This is a genomic window from Streptomyces spongiae, from assembly GCF_009377185.1.
GTDB classification, from domain to species: Bacteria; Actinomycetota; Actinomycetes; order Streptomycetales; family Streptomycetaceae; genus Streptomyces; species Streptomyces spongiae.
On record NZ_VJZC01000113.1, the window covers coordinates 1 to 22,355 of the forward strand.

At 70.0% G+C, this 22,355-nt stretch carries 26 protein-coding genes; 2 read left to right on the plus strand and 24 right to left on the minus strand.

The genetic code is table 11. The features are described 5' to 3' along the window. Positions 1-23 precede the first annotated feature (23 nt). From FNH08_RS17815 to rpsB, 6 genes are all read right to left on the minus strand, one after another. The gene (locus tag FNH08_RS17815) at positions 24-569 is read right to left on the minus strand and encodes an NUDIX domain-containing protein (RefSeq protein WP_152772480.1); all 546 of its coding nucleotides are present in this window, start codon (positions 567-569) and stop codon (positions 24-26) included. 85 nt (positions 570-654) lie between these two features. Next, positions 655-1,782 (minus strand): phosphatidate cytidylyltransferase, encoded by a 1,128-nt coding sequence (locus FNH08_RS17820; RefSeq protein ID WP_152772481.1) that lies wholly within the window; start codon positions 1,780-1,782, stop codon positions 655-657. Beyond that, a complete protein-coding gene (frr, locus tag FNH08_RS17825) occupies positions 1,782-2,339 on the minus strand; it encodes a ribosome recycling factor (protein WP_322724738.1) in 558 nt (185 codons plus the stop codon). The genes FNH08_RS17820 and frr overlap by 1 nt, the downstream gene beginning before the upstream one ends. Before the next feature lie 155 nt (positions 2,340-2,494). Continuing rightward, positions 2,495-3,253, minus strand: a complete 759-nt coding sequence (pyrH, locus tag FNH08_RS17830) for a UMP kinase (RefSeq protein ID WP_152772482.1) — start codon at positions 3,251-3,253, stop codon at positions 2,495-2,497. Between the two features lie 199 nt (positions 3,254-3,452). Further along, a complete protein-coding gene (gene tsf, locus FNH08_RS17835) occupies positions 3,453-4,289 on the minus strand; it encodes a translation elongation factor Ts (protein WP_152772483.1) in 837 nt (278 codons plus the stop codon). Positions 4,290-4,442: 153 nt separating this feature from the next. Beyond that, positions 4,443-5,369, minus strand: coding sequence for a 30S ribosomal protein S2 (rpsB, locus tag FNH08_RS17840; RefSeq protein ID WP_152772484.1), 927 nt, complete (start codon positions 5,367-5,369; stop codon positions 4,443-4,445). Between the two features lie 308 nt (positions 5,370-5,677). On the opposite strand from rpsB, the gene FNH08_RS17845 reads away from it, so the two are divergent. Beyond that, a complete protein-coding gene (locus tag FNH08_RS17845) occupies positions 5,678-6,385 on the plus strand; it encodes a M23 family metallopeptidase (protein WP_228034197.1) in 708 nt (235 codons plus the stop codon). Between the two features lie 8 nt (positions 6,386-6,393). On the opposite strand, the gene FNH08_RS17850 is transcribed toward FNH08_RS17845, so the two are convergent. The 18 genes from FNH08_RS17850 to proS all read right to left on the minus strand — a co-directional run bounded on the left by FNH08_RS17850 (position 6,394) and on the right by proS (position 21,205). Next, a complete protein-coding gene (locus FNH08_RS17850; RefSeq protein ID WP_322724746.1) occupies positions 6,394-6,951 on the minus strand; it encodes a TetR/AcrR family transcriptional regulator in 558 nt (185 codons plus the stop codon). Positions 6,952-7,045: 94 nt separating this feature from the next. Continuing rightward, entirely contained in the window at positions 7,046-7,882 is an 837-nt protein-coding gene (gene whiG / locus FNH08_RS17855) for an RNA polymerase sigma factor WhiG (RefSeq protein ID WP_152772485.1), read from the minus strand. Between the two features lie 270 nt (positions 7,883-8,152). Then, the gene (gene dprA, locus FNH08_RS17860) at positions 8,153-9,313 is read right to left on the minus strand and encodes a DNA-processing protein DprA (RefSeq protein WP_152772486.1); all 1,161 of its coding nucleotides are present in this window, start codon (positions 9,311-9,313) and stop codon (positions 8,153-8,155) included. 37 nt (positions 9,314-9,350) lie between these two features. After that, the gene (locus FNH08_RS17865) at positions 9,351-10,973 is read right to left on the minus strand and encodes a YifB family Mg chelatase-like AAA ATPase (protein WP_152772487.1); all 1,623 of its coding nucleotides are present in this window, start codon (positions 10,971-10,973) and stop codon (positions 9,351-9,353) included. Continuing rightward, on the minus strand, positions 10,973-11,353 hold the full coding sequence (locus tag FNH08_RS17870; RefSeq protein ID WP_152772488.1) for a YraN family protein: 381 nt from the start codon (positions 11,351-11,353) through the stop codon (positions 10,973-10,975). The genes FNH08_RS17865 and FNH08_RS17870 overlap by 1 nt, the downstream gene beginning before the upstream one ends. Before the next feature lie 119 nt (positions 11,354-11,472). After that, positions 11,473-11,781: a DUF2469 domain-containing protein gene (locus FNH08_RS17875; RefSeq protein ID WP_003965949.1), complete on the minus strand. Its 309-nt coding sequence runs from the start codon at positions 11,779-11,781 to the stop codon at positions 11,473-11,475. A 55-nt stretch (positions 11,782-11,836) separates the two neighbouring features. Further along, positions 11,837-12,343 (minus strand): NUDIX hydrolase, encoded by a 507-nt coding sequence (locus tag FNH08_RS17880; protein ID WP_322724739.1) that lies wholly within the window; start codon positions 12,341-12,343, stop codon positions 11,837-11,839. Next, positions 12,333-13,088 carry a signal peptidase I gene (gene lepB / locus FNH08_RS17885; RefSeq protein ID WP_152772489.1) on the minus strand — a complete coding sequence of 252 codons (756 nt, stop codon included), beginning with the start codon at positions 13,086-13,088 and terminating at the stop codon, positions 12,333-12,335. The genes FNH08_RS17880 and lepB (FNH08_RS17885) overlap by 11 nt, the downstream gene beginning before the upstream one ends. 79 nt (positions 13,089-13,167) lie before the next feature. Continuing rightward, on the minus strand, positions 13,168-14,082 hold the full coding sequence (lepB, locus tag FNH08_RS17890; RefSeq protein ID WP_322724740.1) for a signal peptidase I: 915 nt from the start codon (positions 14,080-14,082) through the stop codon (positions 13,168-13,170). Beyond that, positions 14,021-15,148 carry a signal peptidase I gene (lepB, locus tag FNH08_RS17895; protein WP_322724741.1) on the minus strand — a complete coding sequence of 376 codons (1,128 nt, stop codon included), beginning with the start codon at positions 15,146-15,148 and terminating at the stop codon, positions 14,021-14,023. The genes lepB (FNH08_RS17890) and lepB (FNH08_RS17895) overlap by 62 nt, the downstream gene beginning before the upstream one ends. Beyond that, positions 15,141-15,908, minus strand: coding sequence for a signal peptidase I (gene lepB / locus FNH08_RS17900; protein ID WP_152772490.1), 768 nt, complete (start codon positions 15,906-15,908; stop codon positions 15,141-15,143). The genes lepB (FNH08_RS17895) and lepB (FNH08_RS17900) overlap by 8 nt, the downstream gene beginning before the upstream one ends. Positions 15,909-15,956: 48 nt before the next feature. Then, positions 15,957-16,307 (minus strand): 50S ribosomal protein L19, encoded by a 351-nt coding sequence (gene rplS / locus FNH08_RS17905; protein ID WP_152772491.1) that lies wholly within the window; start codon positions 16,305-16,307, stop codon positions 15,957-15,959. A gap of 135 nt (positions 16,308-16,442) precedes the next feature. After that, entirely contained in the window at positions 16,443-17,276 is an 834-nt protein-coding gene (trmD, locus tag FNH08_RS17910) for a tRNA (guanosine(37)-N1)-methyltransferase TrmD (protein ID WP_152772492.1), read from the minus strand. Next, positions 17,273-17,863, minus strand: a complete 591-nt coding sequence (gene rimM / locus FNH08_RS17915; protein WP_322724742.1) for a ribosome maturation factor RimM — start codon at positions 17,861-17,863, stop codon at positions 17,273-17,275. Before rimM ends, trmD begins: the two co-directional genes overlap by 4 nt. A gap of 81 nt (positions 17,864-17,944) precedes the next feature. Next, positions 17,945-18,184, minus strand: coding sequence for an RNA-binding protein (locus tag FNH08_RS17920; RefSeq protein WP_030361979.1), 240 nt, complete (start codon positions 18,182-18,184; stop codon positions 17,945-17,947). A 2-nt stretch (positions 18,185-18,186) separates the two neighbouring features. Continuing rightward, positions 18,187-18,606 carry a 30S ribosomal protein S16 gene (rpsP, locus tag FNH08_RS17925; RefSeq protein WP_322724744.1) on the minus strand — a complete coding sequence of 140 codons (420 nt, stop codon included), beginning with the start codon at positions 18,604-18,606 and terminating at the stop codon, positions 18,187-18,189. A 309-nt stretch (positions 18,607-18,915) separates the two neighbouring features. After that, positions 18,916-19,518, minus strand: coding sequence for a hypothetical protein (locus FNH08_RS17930; protein ID WP_322724745.1), 603 nt, complete (start codon positions 19,516-19,518; stop codon positions 18,916-18,918). A gap of 271 nt (positions 19,519-19,789) precedes the next feature. Then, the gene (proS, locus tag FNH08_RS17935; RefSeq protein WP_152772493.1) at positions 19,790-21,205 is read right to left on the minus strand and encodes a proline--tRNA ligase; all 1,416 of its coding nucleotides are present in this window, start codon (positions 21,203-21,205) and stop codon (positions 19,790-19,792) included. Between the two features lie 211 nt (positions 21,206-21,416). On the opposite strand from proS, the gene FNH08_RS17940 reads away from it, so the two are divergent. After that, the gene (locus FNH08_RS17940) at positions 21,417-22,322 is read left to right on the plus strand and encodes a class I SAM-dependent methyltransferase (protein ID WP_152772494.1); all 906 of its coding nucleotides are present in this window, start codon (positions 21,417-21,419) and stop codon (positions 22,320-22,322) included. Positions 22,323-22,355: the final 33 nt, after the last annotated feature.

Here is a 22,355-nt window from a genome sequence, read left to right on the forward strand (position 1 = left end):
CCCCTGGGCGAAGCCCGCCCCCGTTACCGCCACTCCCAGTAGTGCGTGGAGATCACCGCATCGGCGTCGTCGGAGGCCTCGTCGGTCGTGAAGCTCGTGCCGGGGAGGCCGACGACCTGGGCGTCGACCGTGTGGAGGCGGTATTCGCTGGTCAGGCCGGGGTACGAAGGTGAGGCGTCCTGCTCGACGGTCACCGACAGGGACTGTGGGTCGATGGTGACGTCTGTGTCCCGGACTCCGAGTTCCTCGGCCAGGCACCGAAGCGCCGCCGTGATCGGCGTCTCCCCCGGCTTCATCTTCTCGGTGGGCGGTGAGTTCCTCTTCCGTACGGCTCCGTTGGCCATGAGCTGGCCGACTTCCGTGAGCTGTCTGCCGTCCGCCACCACGCGCACGCTGACGACCGAGACCCGGCGCAGCGGCGGGTCGTCCGAGAGGGTCGCCTCGCCCGAGGTGATCTCGTCCCACAGGTTCCGTACGGACTTGACGGCGCCGATGCCCCAGGAGTCGTACGGGATGCCTTTGCTCCGCAGCCACTCCTGGAGTTCGGCCAGGCTCCGCGGGTCTCGCATACGCCCCACCCCTCCCGTCACGCGGATCGTCGTACGTGATCCTACGAACGGAAGGGGTGGTGAAGAGAGCGAACCGGTGCGGCGGTCAGCCGGACCCCACGAAGAGGACGAACAGCAGCCACACCACCGGAGCGGTGGGCAGCAGTGAGTCCAGGCGGTCCATGATCCCGCCGTGGCCCGGCAGGAGCGTGCCCATGTCCTTGATGCCCAGGTCGCGCTTGATCATCGACTCGCCGAGGTCGCCCAGCGTGGCGCTGGCCGCGACCGCGAGACCGAGGAGCAGGCCCTGCCACCAGGTGCCGTCCTCGATGAGGAACTGCATGCACAGGGCGCCCGCCACCATGGCGAACGCGATCGCGCCGAGCAGGCCCTCGCGGGTCTTGCCGGGGCTGATGCGCGGGGCGAGCTTGTGCGTGCCGAAGCGCCAGCCGACCGCGTACGCGCCCGTGTCGCTGACGACCGTCAGGAGCAGGAACGTCAGGACCCGCCAGTGCCCGTCGTCCGCGGCGAGCATCAGCGCGACGAACGTGGCCAGGAACGGGACGTAGAAGGCCGCGAAGACGCCCGCCGTGACGTCCTTGAGGTAGTTCTCCGGCGGCTCCGTCATACGCCAGACCAGCACCGCGAGCGCGGTCAGCGCCATGGCCACCCACGCGCCTTCGGTGCCCCGTACGTACCCGGCAACGACCATCGCCGCACCGCCGACCGCGAGCGGTACGAGGGGCGCCTTGATGGACTTGCGCTCCTGCAGGCGCGACGTGAGCTCCCACAGGCCCACCACCACCGCGACCGCGACCACGCCCACGAAGACGGCCTTGACGATGAACAACGAGGCGACGATCACCACCCCGAGCCCGACACCGACCCCTATCGCGGCGCTCAGGTCACGGCCCGCGCTCTTCTTCTGCGGGGCGGGCTGAGGGGCGTCGGACATGGGTTCCGGCTTCTGCGGCGCGGCCCCGTGGGGCTGCGCCGACGGCATCTCGTTGTGGAACGGGGGGCCGCCCATCCGAGCGGCCCCCCGGTCGTCATCCTGGTTTCCGCCATGCGCGGGCACGTCGGGCACGATGGGCATGGGCCGAGTGTGCGGGGCCTCAGGCGCATCGTATGCGGGACCCGCCGGGGCCGCCGGGGCAGCCCCCTGGACAGGCCCGTGGTCGGACGGCCCCCAGTACCCGGCTTGTGGCGGCGCCCCCCAGGAAGACTCGTTCATCAGACTTCGAGCAGCTCCGCTTCCTTGTGCTTGAGGAGCTCGTCCACCTGGGTGACGTACTTCGCGGTGGTGTCGTCGAGCTCCTTCTCCGCGCGGCGGCCCTCGTCCTCGCCGACCTCGCCGTCCTTGATCAGCTTGTCGATGGCGTCCTTGGCCTTGCGGCGGACGGAGCGGATGGACACCTTGGCGTCCTCGCCCTTCGTCTTGGCGACCTTGATGTAGTCGCGACGGCGCTCCTCGGTGAGCTCGGGGAACACCACACGGATGATGTTGCCGTCGTTGCTCGGGTTGACGCCCAGGTCGGAGTCACGGATCGCCTGTTCGATGTTGCGCAGCGCGCTCTTGTCGAACGGGGTCACCACGGCCATGCGCGGCTCCGGCACCGAGAACGAAGCCAGCTGGTTGATCGGCGTCAGCGCTCCGTAGTAGTCCGCCACGATCTTGTTGAACATCGCCGGGTGCGCACGACCGGTGCGGATCGCGGCGAAGTCCTCCTTGGCGACCACGACGGCCTTCTCCATCTTCTCCTCGGCTTCGAGGAGGGTCTCTTCGATCACCACTTGCTCCTGCGTGTCTTGAGTAGGCCCGGCTGCTGTTCTCTGTCACGTCGGCGGCCGGCTGCGTCGCGTCTCTTTCCTGCACGGTTCCCGACCATCAGAACATTGTCCATCCCCCGGTCAGGGTCCGTCCCCCCGGCAGGGGTGGTCCCAGGTCAGGCCCCGCTGCCCTGTTCGCCCACGAGAGTGCCGATCTTCTCACCCTTGACGGCCCGCGCGATATTTCCCTCCGCCAGAAGCTCGAACACGAGGATCGGCAGCTTGTTGTCGCGGCACAGGGTGATCGCGGTGGCGTCGGCGACCTTGAGGTCGCGGGTGATGACCTCGCCGTATCCGAGGGAGTCGAACTTGACCGCGTCCGGGTTGGTCTTGGGGTCGGAGTCGTAGACCCCGTCCACGCCGTTCTTGCCCATCAGCAGTGCCTCGGCGTCGATCTCCAGGGCGCGCTGGGCGGCGGTGGTGTCGGTGGAGAAGTACGGCATGCCCATACCGGCGCCGAAGATGACGACGCGCCCCTTCTCCAGATGGCGCACGGCGCGCAGCGGGATGTAGGGCTCGGCGACCTGGCCCATGGTGATGGCGGTCTGGACCCGGCTGTCGATGCCCTCGTTCTCCAGGAAGTCCTGGAGGGCGAGGCAGTTCATCACGGTGCCGAGCATGCCCATGTAGTCGGACCGGGCGCGGTCCATGCCGCGCTGCTGGAGTTCGGCGCCGCGGAAGAAGTTGCCGCCGCCGATGACGACCGCGACCTGCGCGCCGTCCCGTACGACCGCCGCGATCTCGCGGGCGATCTTGTGCACCACGTCGGGGTCCACGCCCAGGCCGCCACCGCCGGAGAAGGCCTCTCCGGACAGCTTCAGCAGAAACCGGCCGCGCACTTTGCCGTCGTCGCTCTTCTGGGCCTTGGTCGTCATGGAGATCCCGCCTCTTCGTACCTGTTGCACATACGAAGAAGGCCATTGCCGGTGGGGTGTGTTTCGCATCCCATGCGCGGCAACGGCCTCCTCGTCAGATCTGCTGTCGTCCGTCACGCGTGTGCGGGACGGCATACGCGAACGACACGGACGACTGCTGTCGACCCTAGCGGGGTCGCGCGTCGATCGCGGTACGGACTCAGATGCCGACCTTGATGCGCGTGAAGCGCTTCAGGGTGACACCGGCCTCGTCCAGGATCTTCTGTACGGACTTCTTGTTGTCCAGCGCGTACGGCTGGCCGAGCAGCGTGGCGTCCTTGAAGAAGCCGTTGAGGCGACCCTCGACGATCTTCGGCAGGGCGGCCTCGGGCTTGCCCTCGGCGCGGGTGGTCTCCTCGGCGACGCGGCGCTCGGACTCGACGACCTCGGCCGGGACGTCCTCCTTGGAGAGGTACTTCGGCGCGAAGGCGGCGATGTGCTGGGCGATGCCCTTGGCGACGTCCGCGTCCGGCTTGTCCAGCTCGACGAGGACACCGATCTGCGGGGGCAGGTCGGGCATCGTGCGGTGCATGTACGCGAGGACGAAGCCGTCGGCGAACTGCGCGAAGCGGTCCAGGACGATCTTCTCGCCCAGGTTGGCGTTGGCCTCGTCGACGAACGCCTGGACGGTCTTGCCGGGCTCGATCTCGGAGGCGAGCAGCGCCTCGATGTCGGCCGGGGAGGTCTTGGCGACGTGCTCGGCGATCGTGTTGGCGGCGGCCTGGAACTTCTCGCCCTTGGCGACGAAGTCCGTCTCGCACTTCAGCTCGACCAGGACGCCGGAGGAGTTGTCGTCGGCGATGAGGGAGACCACGGCGCCGTTCTCGGCGGAACGGCCCTCGCGCTTGGCGACGCCCTTCTGGCCCTTGATGCGGAGCGCCTCGACGGCCTTCTCGACGTTGCCCTCGGCCTCGTCCAGCGCCTTCTTGCAGTCCATCATGCCGGCGCCGGTGAGCTCACGGAGCTTCTTGACGTCGGCGGCGGTGTAGTTCGCCATGAGTCTGTGAATCTTTCTCGAAGTCTGGAGGATCGAAGATCTACGGGGTTCTGCGATCCACAGGTAGCCGTGGATCCCTGACGCGCCGTTGACCTACGGGTGAACGGCGGGAGCGGAGTTCATGTCGCCGCTCCCGCCGTCAACGCCCTGGTGTCAGGCCTGCTCGGCGTCGGCGGCCGGAGCCTCGGCGGCCGGAGCCTCGGCCGGCTTCTCGGCCTCAGCGGCGGGAGCCTCAGCCGGCTTCTCGGCCTCGGCGGCCGGAGCCTCGGCGGCCGGGGCCTCCTCAGCCTTCTCCTCGGCCTTCTTCTCGCCACCCTCGAGCAGGTCGCGCTCCCACTCGGCGAGCGGCTCGCCCGCGGCCTTCTCACCCTTGGCCTCGGCGGCGACACCGGAGCGGGAGATGAGGCCCTCGGCGACGGCGTCGGCGATCACGCGGGTGAGCAGGGTGACGGAGCGGATCGCGTCGTCGTTGCCCGGGATCTTGTAGTCGACCTCGTCGGGGTCGCAGTTGGTGTCCAGGATGGCGACGACCGGGATGTTGAGCTTCCGGGCCTCACCGACCGCGATGTGCTCCTTCTTGGTGTCCACGATCCAGACGGCGCTGGGCACCTTCTGCATCTCGCGGATACCGCCGAGGGTCTTCTCCAGCTTGGCCTTCTCGCGGGAGAGGACCAGCAGCTCCTTCTTGGTCAGACCGGAGGCGGCGACGTCCTCGAAGTCGATCTGCTCGAGCTCCTTGAGGCGCTGCAGACGCTTGTAGACGGTCGAGAAGTTGGTGAGCATGCCGCCCAGCCAGCGCTGGTTGACGTAGGGCATGCCGACGCGGGTGGCCTGCTCGGCGATGGCCTCCTGCGCCTGCTTCTTCGTACCGACGAACATGACCGTGCCGCCGTGGGCGACGGTCTCCTTGACGAACTCGTAGGCGCGGTCGATGTACGACAGCGACTGGAGCAGGTCGATGATGTAGATGCCGTTGCGCTCCGTGAAGATGAAGCGCTTCATCTTCGGGTTCCAACGACGGGTCTGGTGACCGAAGTGGACGCCGCTCTCCAGCAGCTCCCGCATCGTGACGACGGCCATGGCCGTTCTCCTTGTGTTTCTCGGTTGTGCCGCGCGTGCCGGACGGCACCCGCGCCTGACGCCCACGACGCGCCGTGCCGCTAAGGACCGAGGGGCGCTGATACGGACCACTGACGGGCCTCGTATCGGGGCGTGCGAAGTCGACCCGGTGGCCCGGGTCGCCATCAGAAGTGTACGGGACCCACGGGGCCCCGGGTGACGCCGATATCCACAACCCGCCGGTGGTCCACAGATCCCGGCCATGATCGACCGCACTCCGGCACGGTTCTCGCATGCGAGCGAAACGATGTACGTGGACGGGGATGAGGATGGGGACGTGGCCGGGCCCGTTCCTGGCGCTGATGGCCGTCGCCGTGGCGATGATCCCGCCGGAAGCGGGTGCGCGGGCTTCGGCGTGGCGCGGTGGGCCGGTCGCGTCGCCGGCGGGCGAGGCACCGCCGATACCAGCGGCGGAGCCGCCGGGGGACGTGGAGAAGCCGCCGGGGGACGAGGAGAAGCCGCCGGGATCCGGCCCGCCGGTGGTGGCCGTCGGGCGGAACTGGCCCGTGGGGCTGCGCCCCTCGGTCGTACGGGGCTGGGAGCCACCGGCGACGGCGTACGGCCGGGGCCACCGGGGCGTGGACCTGGCGGCGGACATCGGCGCTCCGGTACGGGCCGTCGCGCCGGGTCGGGTGGCGTTCGCGGGCCGGGTCGCGGGGCGCGGAGTCGTCTCGGTGGAGCTGACGGGCACGGGCGAACCACCCCTGCGGACGACTTACGAACCGGTCCGGGCGTCGGTGGAGAAAGGGGACGAGGTCGGCGCGGGCACGGTCCTGGGCGCACTGGAAGCCGGCACCTCCCACTGCCCGACGGCCTGTCTGCACTGGGGCCTGCTCAGAGGGGACGTCTACCTGGACCCACTGTCCCTGCTGCCCCCGTGGCTGCTGAGCAGGGGGCCGTCGCGTCTGCTGCCGGTGGCGGGCGTGCCAAAGTGGCGGAGTGGCGGAGTGGCGGAACTGGAATCAACGGGGCGGTGAGCGAAACCTCAGCCGCGCACGCCCCGCAACGCCATCGCGACCGCCGCCTCGGTGATCGCTTCGGGGGCCTCCGCCGCGCCGAGCTCGATCCGCCGTACGGCCGCGTCGACCACGCCCTGGAGCAGCATCGCGGCCAGTCGGGGCTGTGCGTGTCCCATGGCCGCCAGGGCTTCGACGATCATCGCGACGAGCCCGCCGTGCGCGGCGCGGATCTTCTCCCGCGCCCCCGCGTCGAGTTCACTGGCCGAGATGGCGACGACGGCCCGGTGCCGCCGGTCCCCGACCAGGGCCAGCTGCTGCCGTACGTACGCCTCGACCTTGCGTTCGGGACTGTCCGCGACGGCCATCGCCGCCTCGACCTCCGCCGCCCAGAGCGGGAAGTCGACCTCGCAGAGCTCCTCGACCACGGCGGCCCGCGACCGGAAGTACTCGTACACGGACGACCGCGCGAGTCCCGTGCGCTCGGCGAGCGCGGGGAACGTCAGCGCCTCCGTCCCACCCTCGGACAGCAAGGAGCGCGCCGCGTCCAGCAGGGCGGCACGCTGCATCGACCGGTGCTCGGCCACGGAGGCCGCTCGAATCCTTGGCACGTCAACCACTTTACGGACGAATCACCGGGCACGGGAGGCGCTTCGCCCGACGGAGCGGCCTCAGGCCAGGTCAACGGCCGAAACTCGCCAGCTTCGCCCGCAGCTGGAGCACGGACTTGGTGTGGATCTGGCTGACCCGGCTCTCGGTCACCCCCAGCACGTTGCCGATCTCCGCGAGTGTGAGGCCCTCGTAGTAGTACAGCGTGACGACGGTCTTCTCGCGCTCGGGCAGCGTGTTGATCGCCCGCGCCAGGAAACGTCTGAGCTCCCGGTCCTCCGCCACCTCCACGGGGTTGTCGGCGGCGGTGTCCTCCAGCGTGTCCATCAGGCTCAGCCGGTCGCCGCCCTCGCCCCCGACGTGCAGCAACTCCTCCAGGGCCACCACGTTCGCCAGCGACAGCTGACTGAACACCGCGTGGAGTTCGTCCACGGCGATGCCCATCTCGGCGGCCACCTCGCCCTCGGACGGGGTGCGCCGCAGCCGGGCCTCCAGGGTGGCGTAGGCCCGCTCGACGTTGCGCGCCTTCTGCCGTACGGACCGCGGGATCCAGTCCAGCGCGCGCAGTTCGTCGATCATCGCGCCCCGGATGCGCGTGATCGCGTACGTCTCGAACTTGATCTCCCGGTCGATGTCGAACTTCTCGATGGCGTCGATCAGCCCGAACACCCCGGACGACACGAAGTCCGCCTGCTCGACGTTGGCCGGCAGGCCGACGCTCACCCGGCCCGCGACGTACTTGACCAGCGGCGAGTAGTGCAGGATCAGCTGCTCGCGCAGCCGCTCGTCGCCCGTCGCCTTGTACGACCGCCACAGCTCGTCGAGCGTCGAGGGGGCGGGCGGTCGCACGTCGACGCGGGTGGCTGGGGGAACTGCCGCCCGATCGGACCCGGAGGTGTGCTGGGGCATTCGTCGCCTTGTGCCGTTCTGCCGTGAACCGGTGGTGCCTGGGTGAGCTGTCGGAGTGATGTCGAGTTGCGGTCTGCGTCGGAATCCTCGTGAGCGTAGCGTGACTGGAGCGTCGCAGTGCGCGAAGGGCGAGGGATCGCCCGTACGCGAACCCTCTCCGCCGGACGCTCCGCGGGGTCGCGCCTGTCGCGCTGCGTGACGTCGCGGAGGCGCCAACTCCGGGAATTGCCGAGGCAGTCGGCGTTCGCCCGGACGGCCGAACACTCTCGGTCAGCATCGGCGTCGATCCGATGAGCCGGAGATCATGGCCTGGCGTGTCAACTTCCAGCCCTCGCCATGTCGTTCGACGTAACCCAGTGCTCGCAGTTCGTACAGTCTGCCGACCGCGTCGTCCTCCGCCGTGGCGGCGGCGCGGGCGATGGCACCGGCCGTCGCGGCCCGGCGTGCGGGGAGCGCGTCGAGGACTCGCCGCGCCCCCGGGTCCAGCAGGTCACGCGGCAGTACGGGCCCACGACGGTCCGGCGCCAGCTCGCCCATGTCGCCGACCAGCTCGGCGACCTCGGCGGCGTCGGTGACCAGCGACGCCTCCCCGCGCAGCAGCTCGTGCACGCCCGCCGACAGTCCGCTGGTCGCCGGTCCGGGCACCCCCATCGTGAACCGCCCCAGGCGCTGTGCGGCCCGTGCCGTGACGAGTGCCCCACTGCGGTAGGCGGCCTCGACGACCACGGTCCCGCGGGTGAGCGCGGCGATGACGCGGTTGCGGAGGATGAACCTGCTGGGCGTCGGATGGTCCCCCGGTGGCAGCTCTCCGACGACGAGCCCCTGTTCGGCGATCCTGCTGATCAGCTGGGTGTGACCGCGGGGGTAGGGCCGGTCCACCCCGCAGGCCAGCACGGCGACGGTCGCGCCTCCGGCCCCGAGAGCCCCTCGATGGGCTGCCCCGTCGACGCCGTACGCCCCACCGGACACGACGACCCATCCCCGCTCGGCGAGCCCCGCTCCCAGGACTGCCGCCATGTGGGCCCCGTACTCCGTACAGGCCCGGGCGCCCACGACCGCGACCGAGCGCAGCGCCCACATCCGCAGACTGACCCGCCCCCGCACCCACAACCCGAGGGGCCGGGTGTCCCCCAGGTCGTCCAGCTGGCCGGGCCACTCGACGTCGCCGGGACAGACGAACCGGGCTCCGGCGCCCTGTGCCTGCGCCAGGTCCCGCTGCGGATCCGCACGCTCGGCGCGGGCGCGCAGCCCTGCCCACCGCTTCTGCGACGCCCCCGGCAGCGGTGGTCCGCCCCCGGTGAGCCGCCGTACCGTCTCGCGGGCGCCGATCCCGCGCAGCCACCGTCCGCCGAGCTCGTCCCCCGGCTCGATGACCCGGGAGAGGAAGACCAGGTCGAGCCGCTCGGCGTCGGTGAGTCCGTCCGGGCTCATGGCTCCTCCTCGCCCGAGCGCGGGCGCCTGACGCCGCTCATGACAGCGCTCCGATCGCCATGGGCACTCCCCGGGGCACACCGGTCCGCAGCTGCAGGGCGAGGCCGACGTCCAGGGCGTCGGGACGGTCGTGGCCCACGAGGTCGGCGATGGTCCAGGCGACGCGCAGGACGCGGTCGAGTCCGCGCGCGGTCAGCACACCCCGCTCCAGACCGCGCTCGGCGTCGTCCAGGGCGCCCGGCGCGGCGTACCACCGGCTGCGCAGCTCCCGCCCGGGAACCTCGCTGTTCGTCCGCCACGGCGTGTCGGCCAGGCGTGCGGCCGCCCGCTCCCTGGCCGCGCGCACCCGGTCGGCGACCACCGCCGTGGGCTCGCCGCGCGCACCGCGCTCCGTCAGCTCGGAGCGCGTCACCCGGTCGACCTCCACCCTGAGGTCCACCCGGTCGAGGAGCGGGCCGGAGAGGCGGGCCTGGTAGCGGCGGATCGAGGAGGGCGGGCACTCGCACAGGTCGTCCTTCTGTGAGAAGCGACCGCATGGACACGGATTGGCGGCGAGCACCATCAGGAACCTCGCCGGGAACCGCAGCACGCCCGCGCTGCGAGCGATCACGACGTGCCCCGCCTCCAGCGGCTGGCGCAACGCGTCGAGGGCCTGGCTGCTGAACTCGGGCGTCTCGTCGAGGAAGAGCACCCCACGATGGGCCAGCGACACCGCGCCCGGCCGGGCGATGCCCTGGCCGCCGCCGACGAGTGCCTGCATGGTGGCCGAGTGGTGAGGGGCGCAGTAGGGCGGGACGTCGACCAGGGGCTTGCCCGCGGGCAGCAGACCGGCCACCGAGTGGACGGCCGTGACCTCCAGCGACTCCTGCCTGCTCAGCGTCGGGAGGATGGCCGGCAGCCGCTCGGCGAGCATCGTCTTGCCGGCACCTGGCGGGCCCTCCAGGAACAGATGGTGCCCTCCGGCCGCGGCGACCTCCACCGCGGTCCGCGCGGAGAGCTGGCCGACGACGTCGGCGAGGTCGTGCCCGTGGTCGTGGTGTGCGGCACCCACGCTGTGCACGCCCGTGGCCGCGCCCACTCCCGGCATGCGCAGGCCGGCCAGCAGCGGGTCCGGGCGGCCGTCGTCCGGCTCCTCGTCGGGCACCGGCTCGTCCGTGAGGACCGCGATCAGCTGGCGCAGGCTGCGGACTCCCAGCACCGACACACCCGGTACCAGCGACGCCTCCGCGGCCGCGCACTCCGGGACCACCACCTGCTCGTACCCCGCGTCGGCGGCGGCCAGCACGGCGGGCAGGATGCCGCGCACCGGACGGACCCGGCCGTCGAGCCCCAGTTCCCCGATCATCACGATGTCCGTGAGCACCCGCGGGTCGATCCGCTCGGAGGCGCCCAGGACGGCGCTGGCGACGGCGAGATCGAATCCGCTGCCGGCCTTCGGCACCGACGCGGGGCTCAGCCCCACGGTGAGCTTCTTCTGGGGCCACTCGGCGCCGGAGTTGGCCACCGCCGCCCTGACCCGGTCCCGGCTCTCCGTCAGACTCTTGTCGGGCAGTCCCACCAGGGTGAACGCCGCGACACCCGGTTCGAGGTCGGCCTGGACCTCGACGACGACGCCCTCGACTCCGACCAGCGCCACCGAACACGTACGGGCGAATCCCATCAGGCCACCCCTCGCACATGCTCGACGACGGCGGCCCCGCGCTCGGGCAGGACGACACCCACCAGGTCGATGCGCACGCCACCCGGCGGCGCTCCTCCGTGTGCGTGGAGCCAGTGTTCGGCCAGCTCACGCAGGCGCTCGGCCTTGACCGGGGTGACGGCGGCCATCGGATGTTCGAAGCGGGAGCTGCGGCGGGTCTTCACCTCGCAGACGACGAGGACGTCGCCGTCCCTGGCCACGATGTCGATCTCGCCGGTCCTGCCGCTGCGCCAGTTGCGCTCCAGGACGGTCATCCCGGCCTCGGTCAGCCGCCGGGCGGCCAGCTCTTCTCCGTACCTGCCGATCGCCGTGCGTGCGCCGCATCCGTTGCGTGTGTTCATGTCGGCACCACCTCCGGTGCCAACCGTCACGCATCCGCCTCCACACTGTTGATCTTGGTGGACAACTCAGCGGCTGTGGACAACTCCGTCACCCACAAGGGGTACGCGGCCCCGGTGGATCACCCGCCCGGGAGCTCCAGATCACTCTTGTTCAGCTCCTCGATGTTCACGTCCTTGAACGTCAGGACGCGTACCTGCTTCACGAAGCGGGCCGGGCGGTACATGTCCCACACCCAGGCGTCCGCCATCGACACCTCGAAGAACACCTCGCCCTGGACCGAGTGCACCTGCATCTCGTAGTCGTTGGTCAGGTAGAAGCGCCGCTCGGTCTCGATCACGTATTTGAACAGACCGACGACATCGCGGTACTCCCGGTAGAGCTTGAGCTCCATCTCGGTCTCGTACTTCTCGAGGTCCTCGGCGCTCATGGCATGTTCCCCTTCAGCCGTGCGTCCCCCCATTGTGCGCCAGCCCCGTGAGCCCCTAGACGATTTCCGTGTCGAGGACCTCGGGCCTGGCCGGGGGACCTTCGTCGAGCAGCCTGCGCAGCAGCTCGGCGAGTCTGGTCGGATACACCGTCTCATGTGCTTCGGTCAGTTCCTGACACGTCCACCAGCGCGCTCCGGAGACGCTGCGGCGTTCCAGGTCGGTGAGGCCGGCCGCCTCGGTCGTGGTCTGGCGCGTACGGGCCAGGTAGTACCACTCGTCCTGGTCCCAGCGGCGGCCCGCGAACGGGAAGGAACACCGGCGCCGCCACAGCACCGGGCCGAGTTGGACCTCGGTGATACCGGTCTCCTCCGCGAGTTCCCGCAGCGCGGCCTCCTCGCGTGTCTCGGCGCCCTCCAGGCCGCCGCCCGGAGTGAACCACCAGTGGTCCGCCGGATCGTCCGGTTCGTGCCCGTGCAGCAGCAGGACGCGCTCCTGCGGGTCCAGCAGCACGACCCTGGCCACCTTGCGCGGGCCGTCCTCGTACGGCCCCTCAGCGGGCACCGGCCGGCTCCCTCACCGCCGCCGTCGTGCGGCGACGCGTGGCCATCCGCTTGGCGATCGGCCCGTACGCCCCGCCGCCCAGGACGAGCACCGCGCCCACGATGATCGCGGCCGTGATCAGCCGCAGCGGGCCCGGCGACGAGAGGGAGCCGAGCGTCTCGAAGCCCGTGGGGCGGGCCAGCATGCCGTTCATGGGCCACACGACGGCGTCGACGCGCGCGTCCACGGAGCTGCGCGGCACCGTGCCCCTGCCGGCCTCCGTGAGGTGGGCCGTGGAGTCCAGTGAGCCGCTGCGCTCGTCACCGAGGAGGAACAGGCGTCCCTCGGGCACCGTGATCTCCGGGATACCCATCGCCTCCGCGTCCTGGCCCTTGGGGAGGTACGCCTCGTCGATCTTCTTGCCGTTGACGGTCAGCTTGCCGGCCGTGCAGCAGGCGACCTTGTCGCCGCCGACCGCCACGACCCGCTTGACCAGCGGCATGTCCTCGCCCCAGCTCTTCTCCCGGAAGACGACGACGTCACCGCGCTTGACCACGGAGCCGTCCACCCGCTCGGCCAGGACCCGGTCGCCGGCCGTGATGGTGGGCGACATCGAGTCGGTCGGCACGGTGTACGGCCGGTACACGAAGGCGCCCCAGCCGAATCCGCCGAGGAAGAGCACACAGCCGAGGGCCACGGCCAGTCCCGACAACATGTTGCCGAGCCGTCCGTGGCCCTCGTCCGTACGACGTGTCGTCCCGCTCATCCCTGTGCTCCCAGGTCGGAGAATCGACCTACCGACTGCCGTACCCGGCCGCGGAAGATCGGCGATCTGGGACGGCACCCTACCCGGCGGTACCGCCGCCAGAAACCCTCGGGTTTCCGTCGGTAAGGAGTCGTCGGCGGCGCCACAGCACCAGCGGAACCGCGCCCGCGAGGCCGAGTGCACCGGGTGCCGCGGCGCTCAGGTCCTGGTCGAAGGTGTCGGGAACCGGCAGCGTGGACCAGCGAGTGGGCGGCCAGGCGACCACGATCGCACGGCCCACGACGTTGTCCACGGGGACGAATCCCTTGTTCGCGTCGCTCTGGTGGTAGCGGGAGTCCAGCGAGTTCTGCCGGTGGTCACCCATGACCCAGATTTTGCCCTTGGGTACCTTCACCTTGAACTGGCCGCCCTGGTCGTCGACGCTGCACGGGGTGTTCCCCTCGTAGACGTACGACTCCTCGTTCAGCGCCTTGCCGTTGACCTTCAGCGGGCCGGTGTTCTTGCACTCGATGGTGTCGCCCGCGACGCCGATGACGCGCTTGATGAGGTCCTTCTCCTCGGCGGAGGGCATCAGGCCGATCCAGCTGAGCACCCGCTGCACGGGGTTGGGATCGGGCGTGGGCTCGCCCGCGAGCCAGTTGTCGGGGTCGTGGAAGACGACGACCTCGCCGCGCTCGGGCTCGGAGCCGAACCACGGGGTGAGCTTGTCGACCAGGACCCGGTCGCCCTGCTGGAGGGTGTTCTGCATCGAGTCCGAGGGGATCGAGAACGCCTGCACCAGGAAGGTCTTGATCAGCAGCGCGAGGACCAGCGCGATGCCGACGAGGATCGGGAGTTCCTTCCAGAAGGAGCGCTGCTTCTTCCTCGGCTTGTGTCCCGCTTCGTCGTCCGAGGTGTCCGCGCCCTGACCAGGGCCCTCGCCCTCCGGGAAGTCACTCCCGGAGTCTGCGGAACCTCCCGTACCGCCATGGCCCGCGGCGCTCCCGTAGTTCACCGCGTCCTCCGCGGCCGGGGATGCCGCTTTGTCGGGCCGCTCCGGCTGCTCCTCGGGGCCACCGTGTCCGGACCATGCGCCGACCGCCAAATCCCCCACATCCACTCCTCACGCCGTACCGCCGCCTACGCCTCATCCGGTGCAGGCCCACCACTCCCATAACGAGCGGGAGTTCCGCAGGGGTCGGGAGCGGGATCAATCCATTCTGACCCGCGGCTGCCACCCTATGCGACGCACCGAGGGCGGTGGTCGACCCGCTCGGCACGGACGCGTACGTGTCCGGCTCCTCCAGTTGACTCCAGTTTCCGATGGGCCAGGCGATGACCACGGCACGGCCGACGACGGAGTCCATGGCGACGGTGCCGTTGTACGACTCGGTGCGGTGGTAGCGCGAGTCGGCGGAGTTGGATCGGTGGTCGCCCATGACCCAGAGACGGCCCTGAGGCACCGTCACCTGGAACTTGATCGACGACGGGGCGTTGCCGGGTTGGATGTACGACTCGTTGAGCGGCATGCCGTTGACGGTGACCTTGCCCTGTGCGTCGCAGCACTTGACGGTGTCGCCACCGACCGCGACGACCCTCTTGATCAGGTCCCGTTCGTTGTCGGAGGGCAGCAGTCCGATGAACTGCAGACCCTCCTTCACCTGCTTGATCACGACGGGGTCGTCCTGCTTGACCGTCGTCTGCTCGTCCTCCAGCCAGCCGCCGGGGTCCTTGAACACGACGACGTCCCCGCGCTGCGGCTCGGAGCCGAACCACGGGGTGAGCTTGTCGACCAGGACGCGGTCGCCGATCTGGATCGTGTTCTCCATCGAGCCCGACGGGATCACGAACGCCTGGACCAGGAAGGTCTTCAGGACCAGGGCTATGACCACCGCGACGCCTATGAGGAGCGGGATCTCCTTGAGGGCCGAACGGCGCCTGCGGCGCTTGATCTTCTTGGCGAGCTTGCGCCGCTCGACACGGCTCGGCCGGGACGCTCCGCCGGCCCGTCGGGCGCCGGTGGGCAGCAGGTTCTCGGCGGGGCTGCTGACGACCCCGCGGGGTTTACCTCGGTTACCCATGGTCACCGTCCGCGGTGGACGCGGCAGGCACGCGCGCGTAGGCGCCGGGGCGGTCCACGGTCGTCATGTGGCTGACAGGCCAGACGACCCAGCCGGCTCTGCCGATCACTCTCGCGACGGGAACCATGCCGCCGCCCGGCGACCCCAGGTGGTCGCGGGAGTCACTGGAGTCGCTACGGTGGTCACCGAGGACGAACAGGGTGCCGTCGGGCACGACCACATCGAAGGACACGTCCGACGGGCTGTCCCCCGGGTACAGAAACGCCGACTCGTCCACCGACCGGCCGTTCACCTCGAGCCTCCCCTCCCTGTCGCAGCAGACCACATGGTCTCCCCCAACGCCGACAACGCGCTTGATGTAGTCAGCGTTCCCGAAGTAGTCGGTGCCGTCGAACACGACGACGTCACCCCGTCTCGGCTCGGAACCGAAACGGTACGCCAACTTATTTACGAGAACACGGTCCCCGATCCTCAATCCGCTCTCCATGGAGCTGCTGGGAATCAGGAACGGCTGGATCACGAACGTGTTGAGAAGCAGCAGAAAAACGAGGCAAAACAGTGCGGTCAGGGTGATCCGCCCGCCGGGGAGCCGGTCGGCGACGAGAGGGACCAACGAGAAACGCGACCGTCCCTCCCGCTCCGCTGTGTCCGAGATCTCTTCCGAACCGTCCGGCGTCCGGCCGGAGTTGTCCGTTTGTGTCTCGTCCTCAGAAGGGCGGGAGGAGCGGTCGCGCTCCATGTGGTGTGCTTCGGTGTCCATCGGGGCCAGATGCTATCCGGCCCCGCTGTACGACACCTGAGTGCGCGCTCAGTTCTCGCGCTTCTCCTTGATCTTCGCCGCCTTGCCGCGGAGGTCGCGCAGGTAGTACAGCTTCGCGCGACGGACGTCACCGCGGGTGACGAGCTCGATCTTCTCGACGATCGGGGTGTGCACCGGGAAGGTGCGCTCGACGCCAACGGAGAACGAGACCTTGCGGACCGTGAAGGTCTCGCGGACACCGTCGCCCTGGCGACGGATGACAACGCCCTTGAACTGCTGCACACGAGAGCGGTTGCCCTCGATGACGCGGACGTGGACGTTGACGGTGTCACCCGGGCGGAAGGCCGGGATGTCGCTGCGCAGCGACGCGGCGTCGACGGTGTCGAGCAGGTGAGACATTTCGTCTGCTTTCTTCGCCCATGCCACAGGTCATCGGCGGGAACTAGGTTCTTCGAGAGGTTTGCTGTCCGTGTCGGGGCGGGCGTCGTGTCCCCCTGTGGCAGGGGCGCGCGCCGGACGACGCACAACAGCGACCTAGTCTCCCACGTCCTCTGTCCTGCGCCAAAATCGGCCGTGCGGCTCCCCCTCGGGGTCCGGCGACCAGCCGAGGATGGAGAGCATCTCGCGGTCCTTCTTGTCGAACGCCTTGGGGTCGCAGCGCTCGATGAGGTCGGGCCGGTTGGCCGTCGTACGCCTCAGGGCCTCGTCCCGGCGCCAGCGCGCGATCTTTCCGTGGTGACCGCTGAGCAGCACGTCGGGGATGTCACGGCCGCGCCACTCGGGCGGCTTCGTGTAGACCGGGCCCTCCAGGAGGTTGGCCATGGCTCCGGGCGCGAAGGAGTCGTCCCGGTGCGACTCGGCGTTGCCCAGGACGCCCGGCAGCAGCCGCGCCACGGCCTCCGTGACGACGAGGACGGCCGCCTCGCCGCCGGCGAGGACGTAGTCGCCGATGGACACCTCGTAGACGGGCATCCGGGTCGCGTACTCGTCGATGACGCGGCGATCGATGCCCTCGTAACGGGCGGGCGTGAAGATCAGCCAGGGACGCTCGGAGAGTTCGACGGCGAGCGCCTGGGTGAAGGGGCGGCCGCTGGGGGTGGGGACGATGAGGGCGGGACCGTGGGAGCCCGTCTCGTAGCCGTCGGCCAGTGCGGAGTCCAGCGCGTCGCCCCAGGGCTCGGTCTTCATGACCATGCCGGGGCCGCCGCCGTACGGCGTGTCGTCGACCGTGCTGTGGCGGTCGTACGTCCAGGCACGCAGATCATGCACGTGCACATTCAGCTGTCCACGCGCGCGTGCCTTGCCGACGAGCGACACGTTCAGGGGATCGAGGTACTCGGGGAAGATCGTGACCACGTCGAGCCTCATGCGCCGCCCCTGTCCCCGCCCTCATCCTCGTCCTCGTCCTCGTCCTCGTCCTCGTCCCGCGACGAGACCGTCTCCGCGCGGTCGTCGATGAGGCCGGGCGGCGGGTCGATGACCGCCCGCTGCTCCTTCAGGTCGATCTCGGTGACGATCTCCTCGACGAAGGGGATCATCACCTCACTCCCGTCGGGCCGCTCGACGATGAAGAGGTCCTGGGAGGGGAGGTGCGAGATCTCGGTGATCCGGCCGACCTCCACCCCGTCCTCGGTGACCACGTCGAGGTCGATCAGCTGGTGGTCGTAGTACTCGTCCTCTTCCTCGGGGACCTCCTCCGGGTCCACCTCGGCGATCAGGAGGATGTTGCGCAGGGCCTCGGCGGCGGTGCGGTCGCGTACGCCTTCGAAGCGCAGGAGCAGCCGGCCGCTGTGCACCCTGCCGGTCTCGATGGTGAGCGGTCCCGCCGAGGCGGGATCCGTGAGGAGTACGGCGCCGGGTGCGAGCCTCAGCTCCGGCTCGTCGGTACGCACCTCGACGGTGACCTCGCCCTTGATGCCGTGGGCGCGGCCGATCCGTGCGACTACCAGCTGCACTGTTGAAGATCTCCTGTCGGACGACTGCGGGCCGGGGACGGCCCAGTGACCTTCCCCGGCCCGAGCCGGTGCTGCGTTGCGTCAGTGGACCTGATCCACGTCGACGAGGTCGACGCGGACGCCACGGCCGCCGATGGCGCCGACGACGGTGCGCAGGGCGCGCGCGGTGCGGCCGTTGCGGCCGATCACCTTGCCGAGGTCGTCGGGGTGGACCCGGACCTCGAGGACGCGCCCGCGGCGCAGGTTGCGCGAGGCGACCTGCACATCGTCAGGGTTGTCGACGATGCCCTTCACGAGGTGCTCGAGAGCCTCCTCGAGCATGCTCAGGCCTCAGTCGACTCGGACTCAGCCGCAGCCTCGTCCTTCTTCTCGGCCTTCTTCTTCTGGGTGATGGCCTCACCCTTGGCCTCGTCGTCGCCGCCGAGAGCCTCGAACGACGGGCGCGAGGACTTGGCCTCGGCGACGAGCAGCGGCGCCGGGGCGGGCTCGCCCTTGTACTTCTGCCAGTCGCCGGTCTTCTTGAGGATCGCGAGCACGGGCTCGGTCGGCTGCGCGCCGACACCCAGCCAGTACGCGACACGCTCGGCGTCGACCTCGATCACCGACGGGTGGTACGTCGGGTGGTACTTGCCGATCTCCTCGATGGCCCGGCCGTCACGGCGGGTACGGGAGTCGGCGACGACGATGCGGTAGTGAGGCGAACGGATCTTGCCCAGACGCTTCAGCTTGATCTTGACTGCCACGGGAGTGGGTTCTCCTGGATTTGACGTGGTTGGGCACGGCGAGAGAGCCGCGTGGGGTTGCGGTACCCGAGTGCCCGATGGACGCGTCAGCCGGAGGAGAGAGGGGTCCTGTGCGGCTGTCGAGTACAGCTAGCCATTGTGCCACACGCCGGAGATCGCTCGGCCACCAGGGCGCCTTGGGCATGACTGAGCGGCACCCGGCGCCGGTTCGGTGAGATTCGTCCCGCTCACCGTCCGGGCAGGGTGCCGCGCGCCCACTCGTGTCCCGCTGCGACTGTCGAGGTACGGCTGCCACGAGCAGCCGTCGTCTCAGCTCGCCGCCGCGCCGACCACCTCGGGGATACGGAACGGCTTTCCGCATCCGCCGCACACGATCGGCGCCTGGGCCAGGACCGACGGAACGACCCGGACGTTGCGCCCGCAGTCGCAGACCGCCTTCACCCGGACACCGCCCCCGGAGGAGCCGTGGCGGGCGGCCGGGCCGCGGAAGGAGCGGGCCGTGTCGGCGGCGGTCGCGGCGGTGTGCGCCTTCAGCGCGCGCTGGAGCCGCTCGATGGTCGGGCGGTAGCGCCGCTTCGCCTCGGGGTTGAGCGTGACCAGCGAGAAGCCGCTGCTGGGGTGCGGCTCCTCGGGGTGGTCCAGGCCCAGCTCCTCGGCGATCGCGAGGAATCTGCGGTTGTGGTAGCGGCCGGCGCGCGAGGTGTCGCGGACCCCTCGCGCGGCGGCGATGCCGTGGACTGCCTCATGGAGCAGTCGCTCGAAGGAGAGCTCGTGCCCGCAGGCGGACGACGACTCCCCGATCAGGGACTCGGGAGCGGCAAGATCCGGCAACTCGGGGTGGTGCCGCTGAATATCGGCCCACGCCTGCGCCAGCTCTGCGGCGAGAACAGGTGGTGTCTGTGTCGTGCTCACGTAATGACAACGAGCCGGGGCCCCGCTGTGTTCCTATTCCGGGGCATCTCAAATAATTTGCACGTACCCGTCAGTTGCCGCTGATGCGACCTGACGAGGGCGGGTGCGCCGATCTGCGGAGAAGCCTCACAGCTCATACCAAGGCGGTACGTAGTCACACGTACGTCCGCCCGTCTCCCCGGCGCGTAGACGATGTCCGCGCGCCGGGGCACCTGGAGTCGTCAGGTGCGCAAGAGGTGTTTCGGTCTCTCTCTCCGCGGAACGGGCTGCTCTAGTAAGCGCGCGCCACGACGGCGACGTTACCCGGTGCGTCGTCGGCGTCCGGCACCGACCCGTCCTCGGCGACCAGACACCGTACGGTCGCCGCGTGGTCCGCGAGCTTGGCCTCGCCCTCCTCGCCGAGCGTGGCCCACGGGATGCGGGCCCAGCCGCCGACGGTGGCGGCCTCGACGGCCTCCTCGAACGTCGCCACGTCCGTCGTACGGGACTCACGGCGCTCGCGGGACTGCTTCAGGAGCAGGGCCTGGTCCTCTTCGAGGACGGTGGGAAGGAGCCCTGCCAGGGAGTCCAGGGAAACCGGTTCCTTGCCTCCCGGGATACGGCGGGCCAGCATCGCGGTCCCGTTCTCCAGGTCGCGGGGGCCGACCTCGATCCGCACGGGGACCCCCTTGAGCTCCCAGTCGACAGCACGGCGGCCGAACGGGGTGTCGGTGCGGTCGTCGACGTGGACGCGTACGCCCGCCGCCCTCAGCCGGTCGCCGATCTCGTGGACCTTGGCCAGAACCGCGTCGTCCCCCTTGATCGCGAGGACGACGGCCTGGATCGCGGCGAGGCGCGGCGGCACCCGCAGCCCGTTGTCGTCGCCGTGCGTCATCACCAGGGCGCCGATCATGCGGGTGGTCGAGCCCCAGGAGGTCTGCCAGACGAGCTCCTGCTTGCCCTCCTTGGACAGGTACCTGGTGTTGAAGGCCTTGGCGAAGTTCTGGCCCAGTTCGTGACTGGTGGCCATCTGGAGGGCCTTGCCGTCGCCCATCATTCCTTCGAGCGTGAGGGTGTTGATGGCCCCCGCGAAGCGCTCCTTGACGGTCTTGCGGCCGGGGACGACGTCCATCGCCAGGACGTTCACCATGAAGTCCTCGTAGACCTCGCGGTGGATGTGCGAGGCGAAGTCGCGTGCGTCCTCGTACGTGGCGTGCGCGGTGTGGCCCTCCTGCCAGAGGAACTCGGAGGTGCGCAGGAAGAGTCGGGGCCGCAGCTCCCAACGGACCACGTTGGCCCACTGGTTGATCAGCAGGGGCAGGTCGCGGTAGCTCTGCACCCACTTCGAGAAGTAGTCGTTGACGATCATCTCGGAGGTGGGGCGGACGACAGCAGGCTCCTCCAGCTCCTTGCCGCCGCCGTGCGTGACCACGGCCAGCTCGGGCGCGAAGCCCTCGACGTGGTCGGCCTCACGTGCGAGGTACGACTGCGGGATCAGCAGCGGGAAGTACGCGTTCTGCGTCCCCGTCTCCTTGATGCGGGCGTCCATCTCGGCCTGCATCCGCTCCCACAGCCCGTACCCGTACGGTCGGATGACCATGGTGCCGCGCACCGGACCGTTGTCGGCCAGCTCGGCCTTGTTGACCAGGTCCTGGTACCAGCGGGGGAAGTCGTCCGCCTGGGGCGTGAGAACGGGTGCCTTTGCCATGGCGCGATGGTACGGCGCCACGTTGCGGGGATGTGAATTCTTTTCGTTGCGCACAGTCGGCGCACAAGCCGGTGCCCGCGACCACTGGACGCGGCGTCGGGTGCGGAGTTTCCTGGCATACGGGGGGATAAAGCGGGGGAGTGCGAGCGCGCACTGCACGGGGGCCAGAAAGAACACAGGGCAACTCTCGGCGGATTGGGGCGCTTTCGATATGACACCTACGCTCGTGCGGCAGCACCTACCTCGCGCGGGGGCAGCGCCCCACGTGGACCGGGGCACACGCGCGCGTGACTGGGCCGAGATCCAGGAAAGGATGCTCGTGCCGCTCTACGAGGCCGTCCATGAGCGCCTCGAAGTGGGGTCCGGTACGCGGGTGCTGGGGCTCGGCTGCGGTTCCGGGCTCGCTCTTCTGATGGCGGCCTCCCGGGGGGCCACCGTCACCGGCATCGACGCGGAGTCACCCGAACGGGTGCATCTGGCTCGGGAGAGGCTGGCGCCGGAGGGGTGGGACTCGCGAGGCTCGCACGGGCGTGTGGAGATGCGGGTCATCGACGGGAGCCCTGGGGATGTGGCTGGGGCGGTCGGTGCGGGCGGGTCGGCTGGTGCGGCCGGGACCTCTGGGGAGCCCTCGTTCAACCTCGTGACCGCCTTCGAGCCGATCGGCTGTGTGGCCGGGGACTCCGAGGGGCTCGCCGAGCTGCTCGCCGAGGCGACGCCGCTCGCCGGTCGTGGCACGCCCGTGGTGCTGGTGGGCTGGGGACCGCCGGAGCGGTGCACGACGTCGTCCGTGCTCCGGGTGGCCACCAAGCTGGCGGATCCGTTGCGTACTCCGGGGAGTTGGCGCCCTGCCCTCCGGGACGACCTGGAGGAGGTGGCCCAGCGGGCCGGGCTGCGGCCCGACGGGTCGGGGCGGGTTGCGTGCCCGTTCGGGTACGCCGATGTCGACAGTGCGGTGCGGGGGTTACTGTCCACCGGGTTGTTCGACGCGGCCGTCGCGGCGACGGATCAGGCGCAGGTCGACAAGGAGGTGGCGGAGGCGCTGCATCCGTACCGGCGGGGGGACGGGACGGTGTGGATGCCCAACGTGTTCCGGTACCTGATCGCGCGGACGCCCTGAGGGGGACTTTTCTTCGCCCCCGCCGCCCCTACC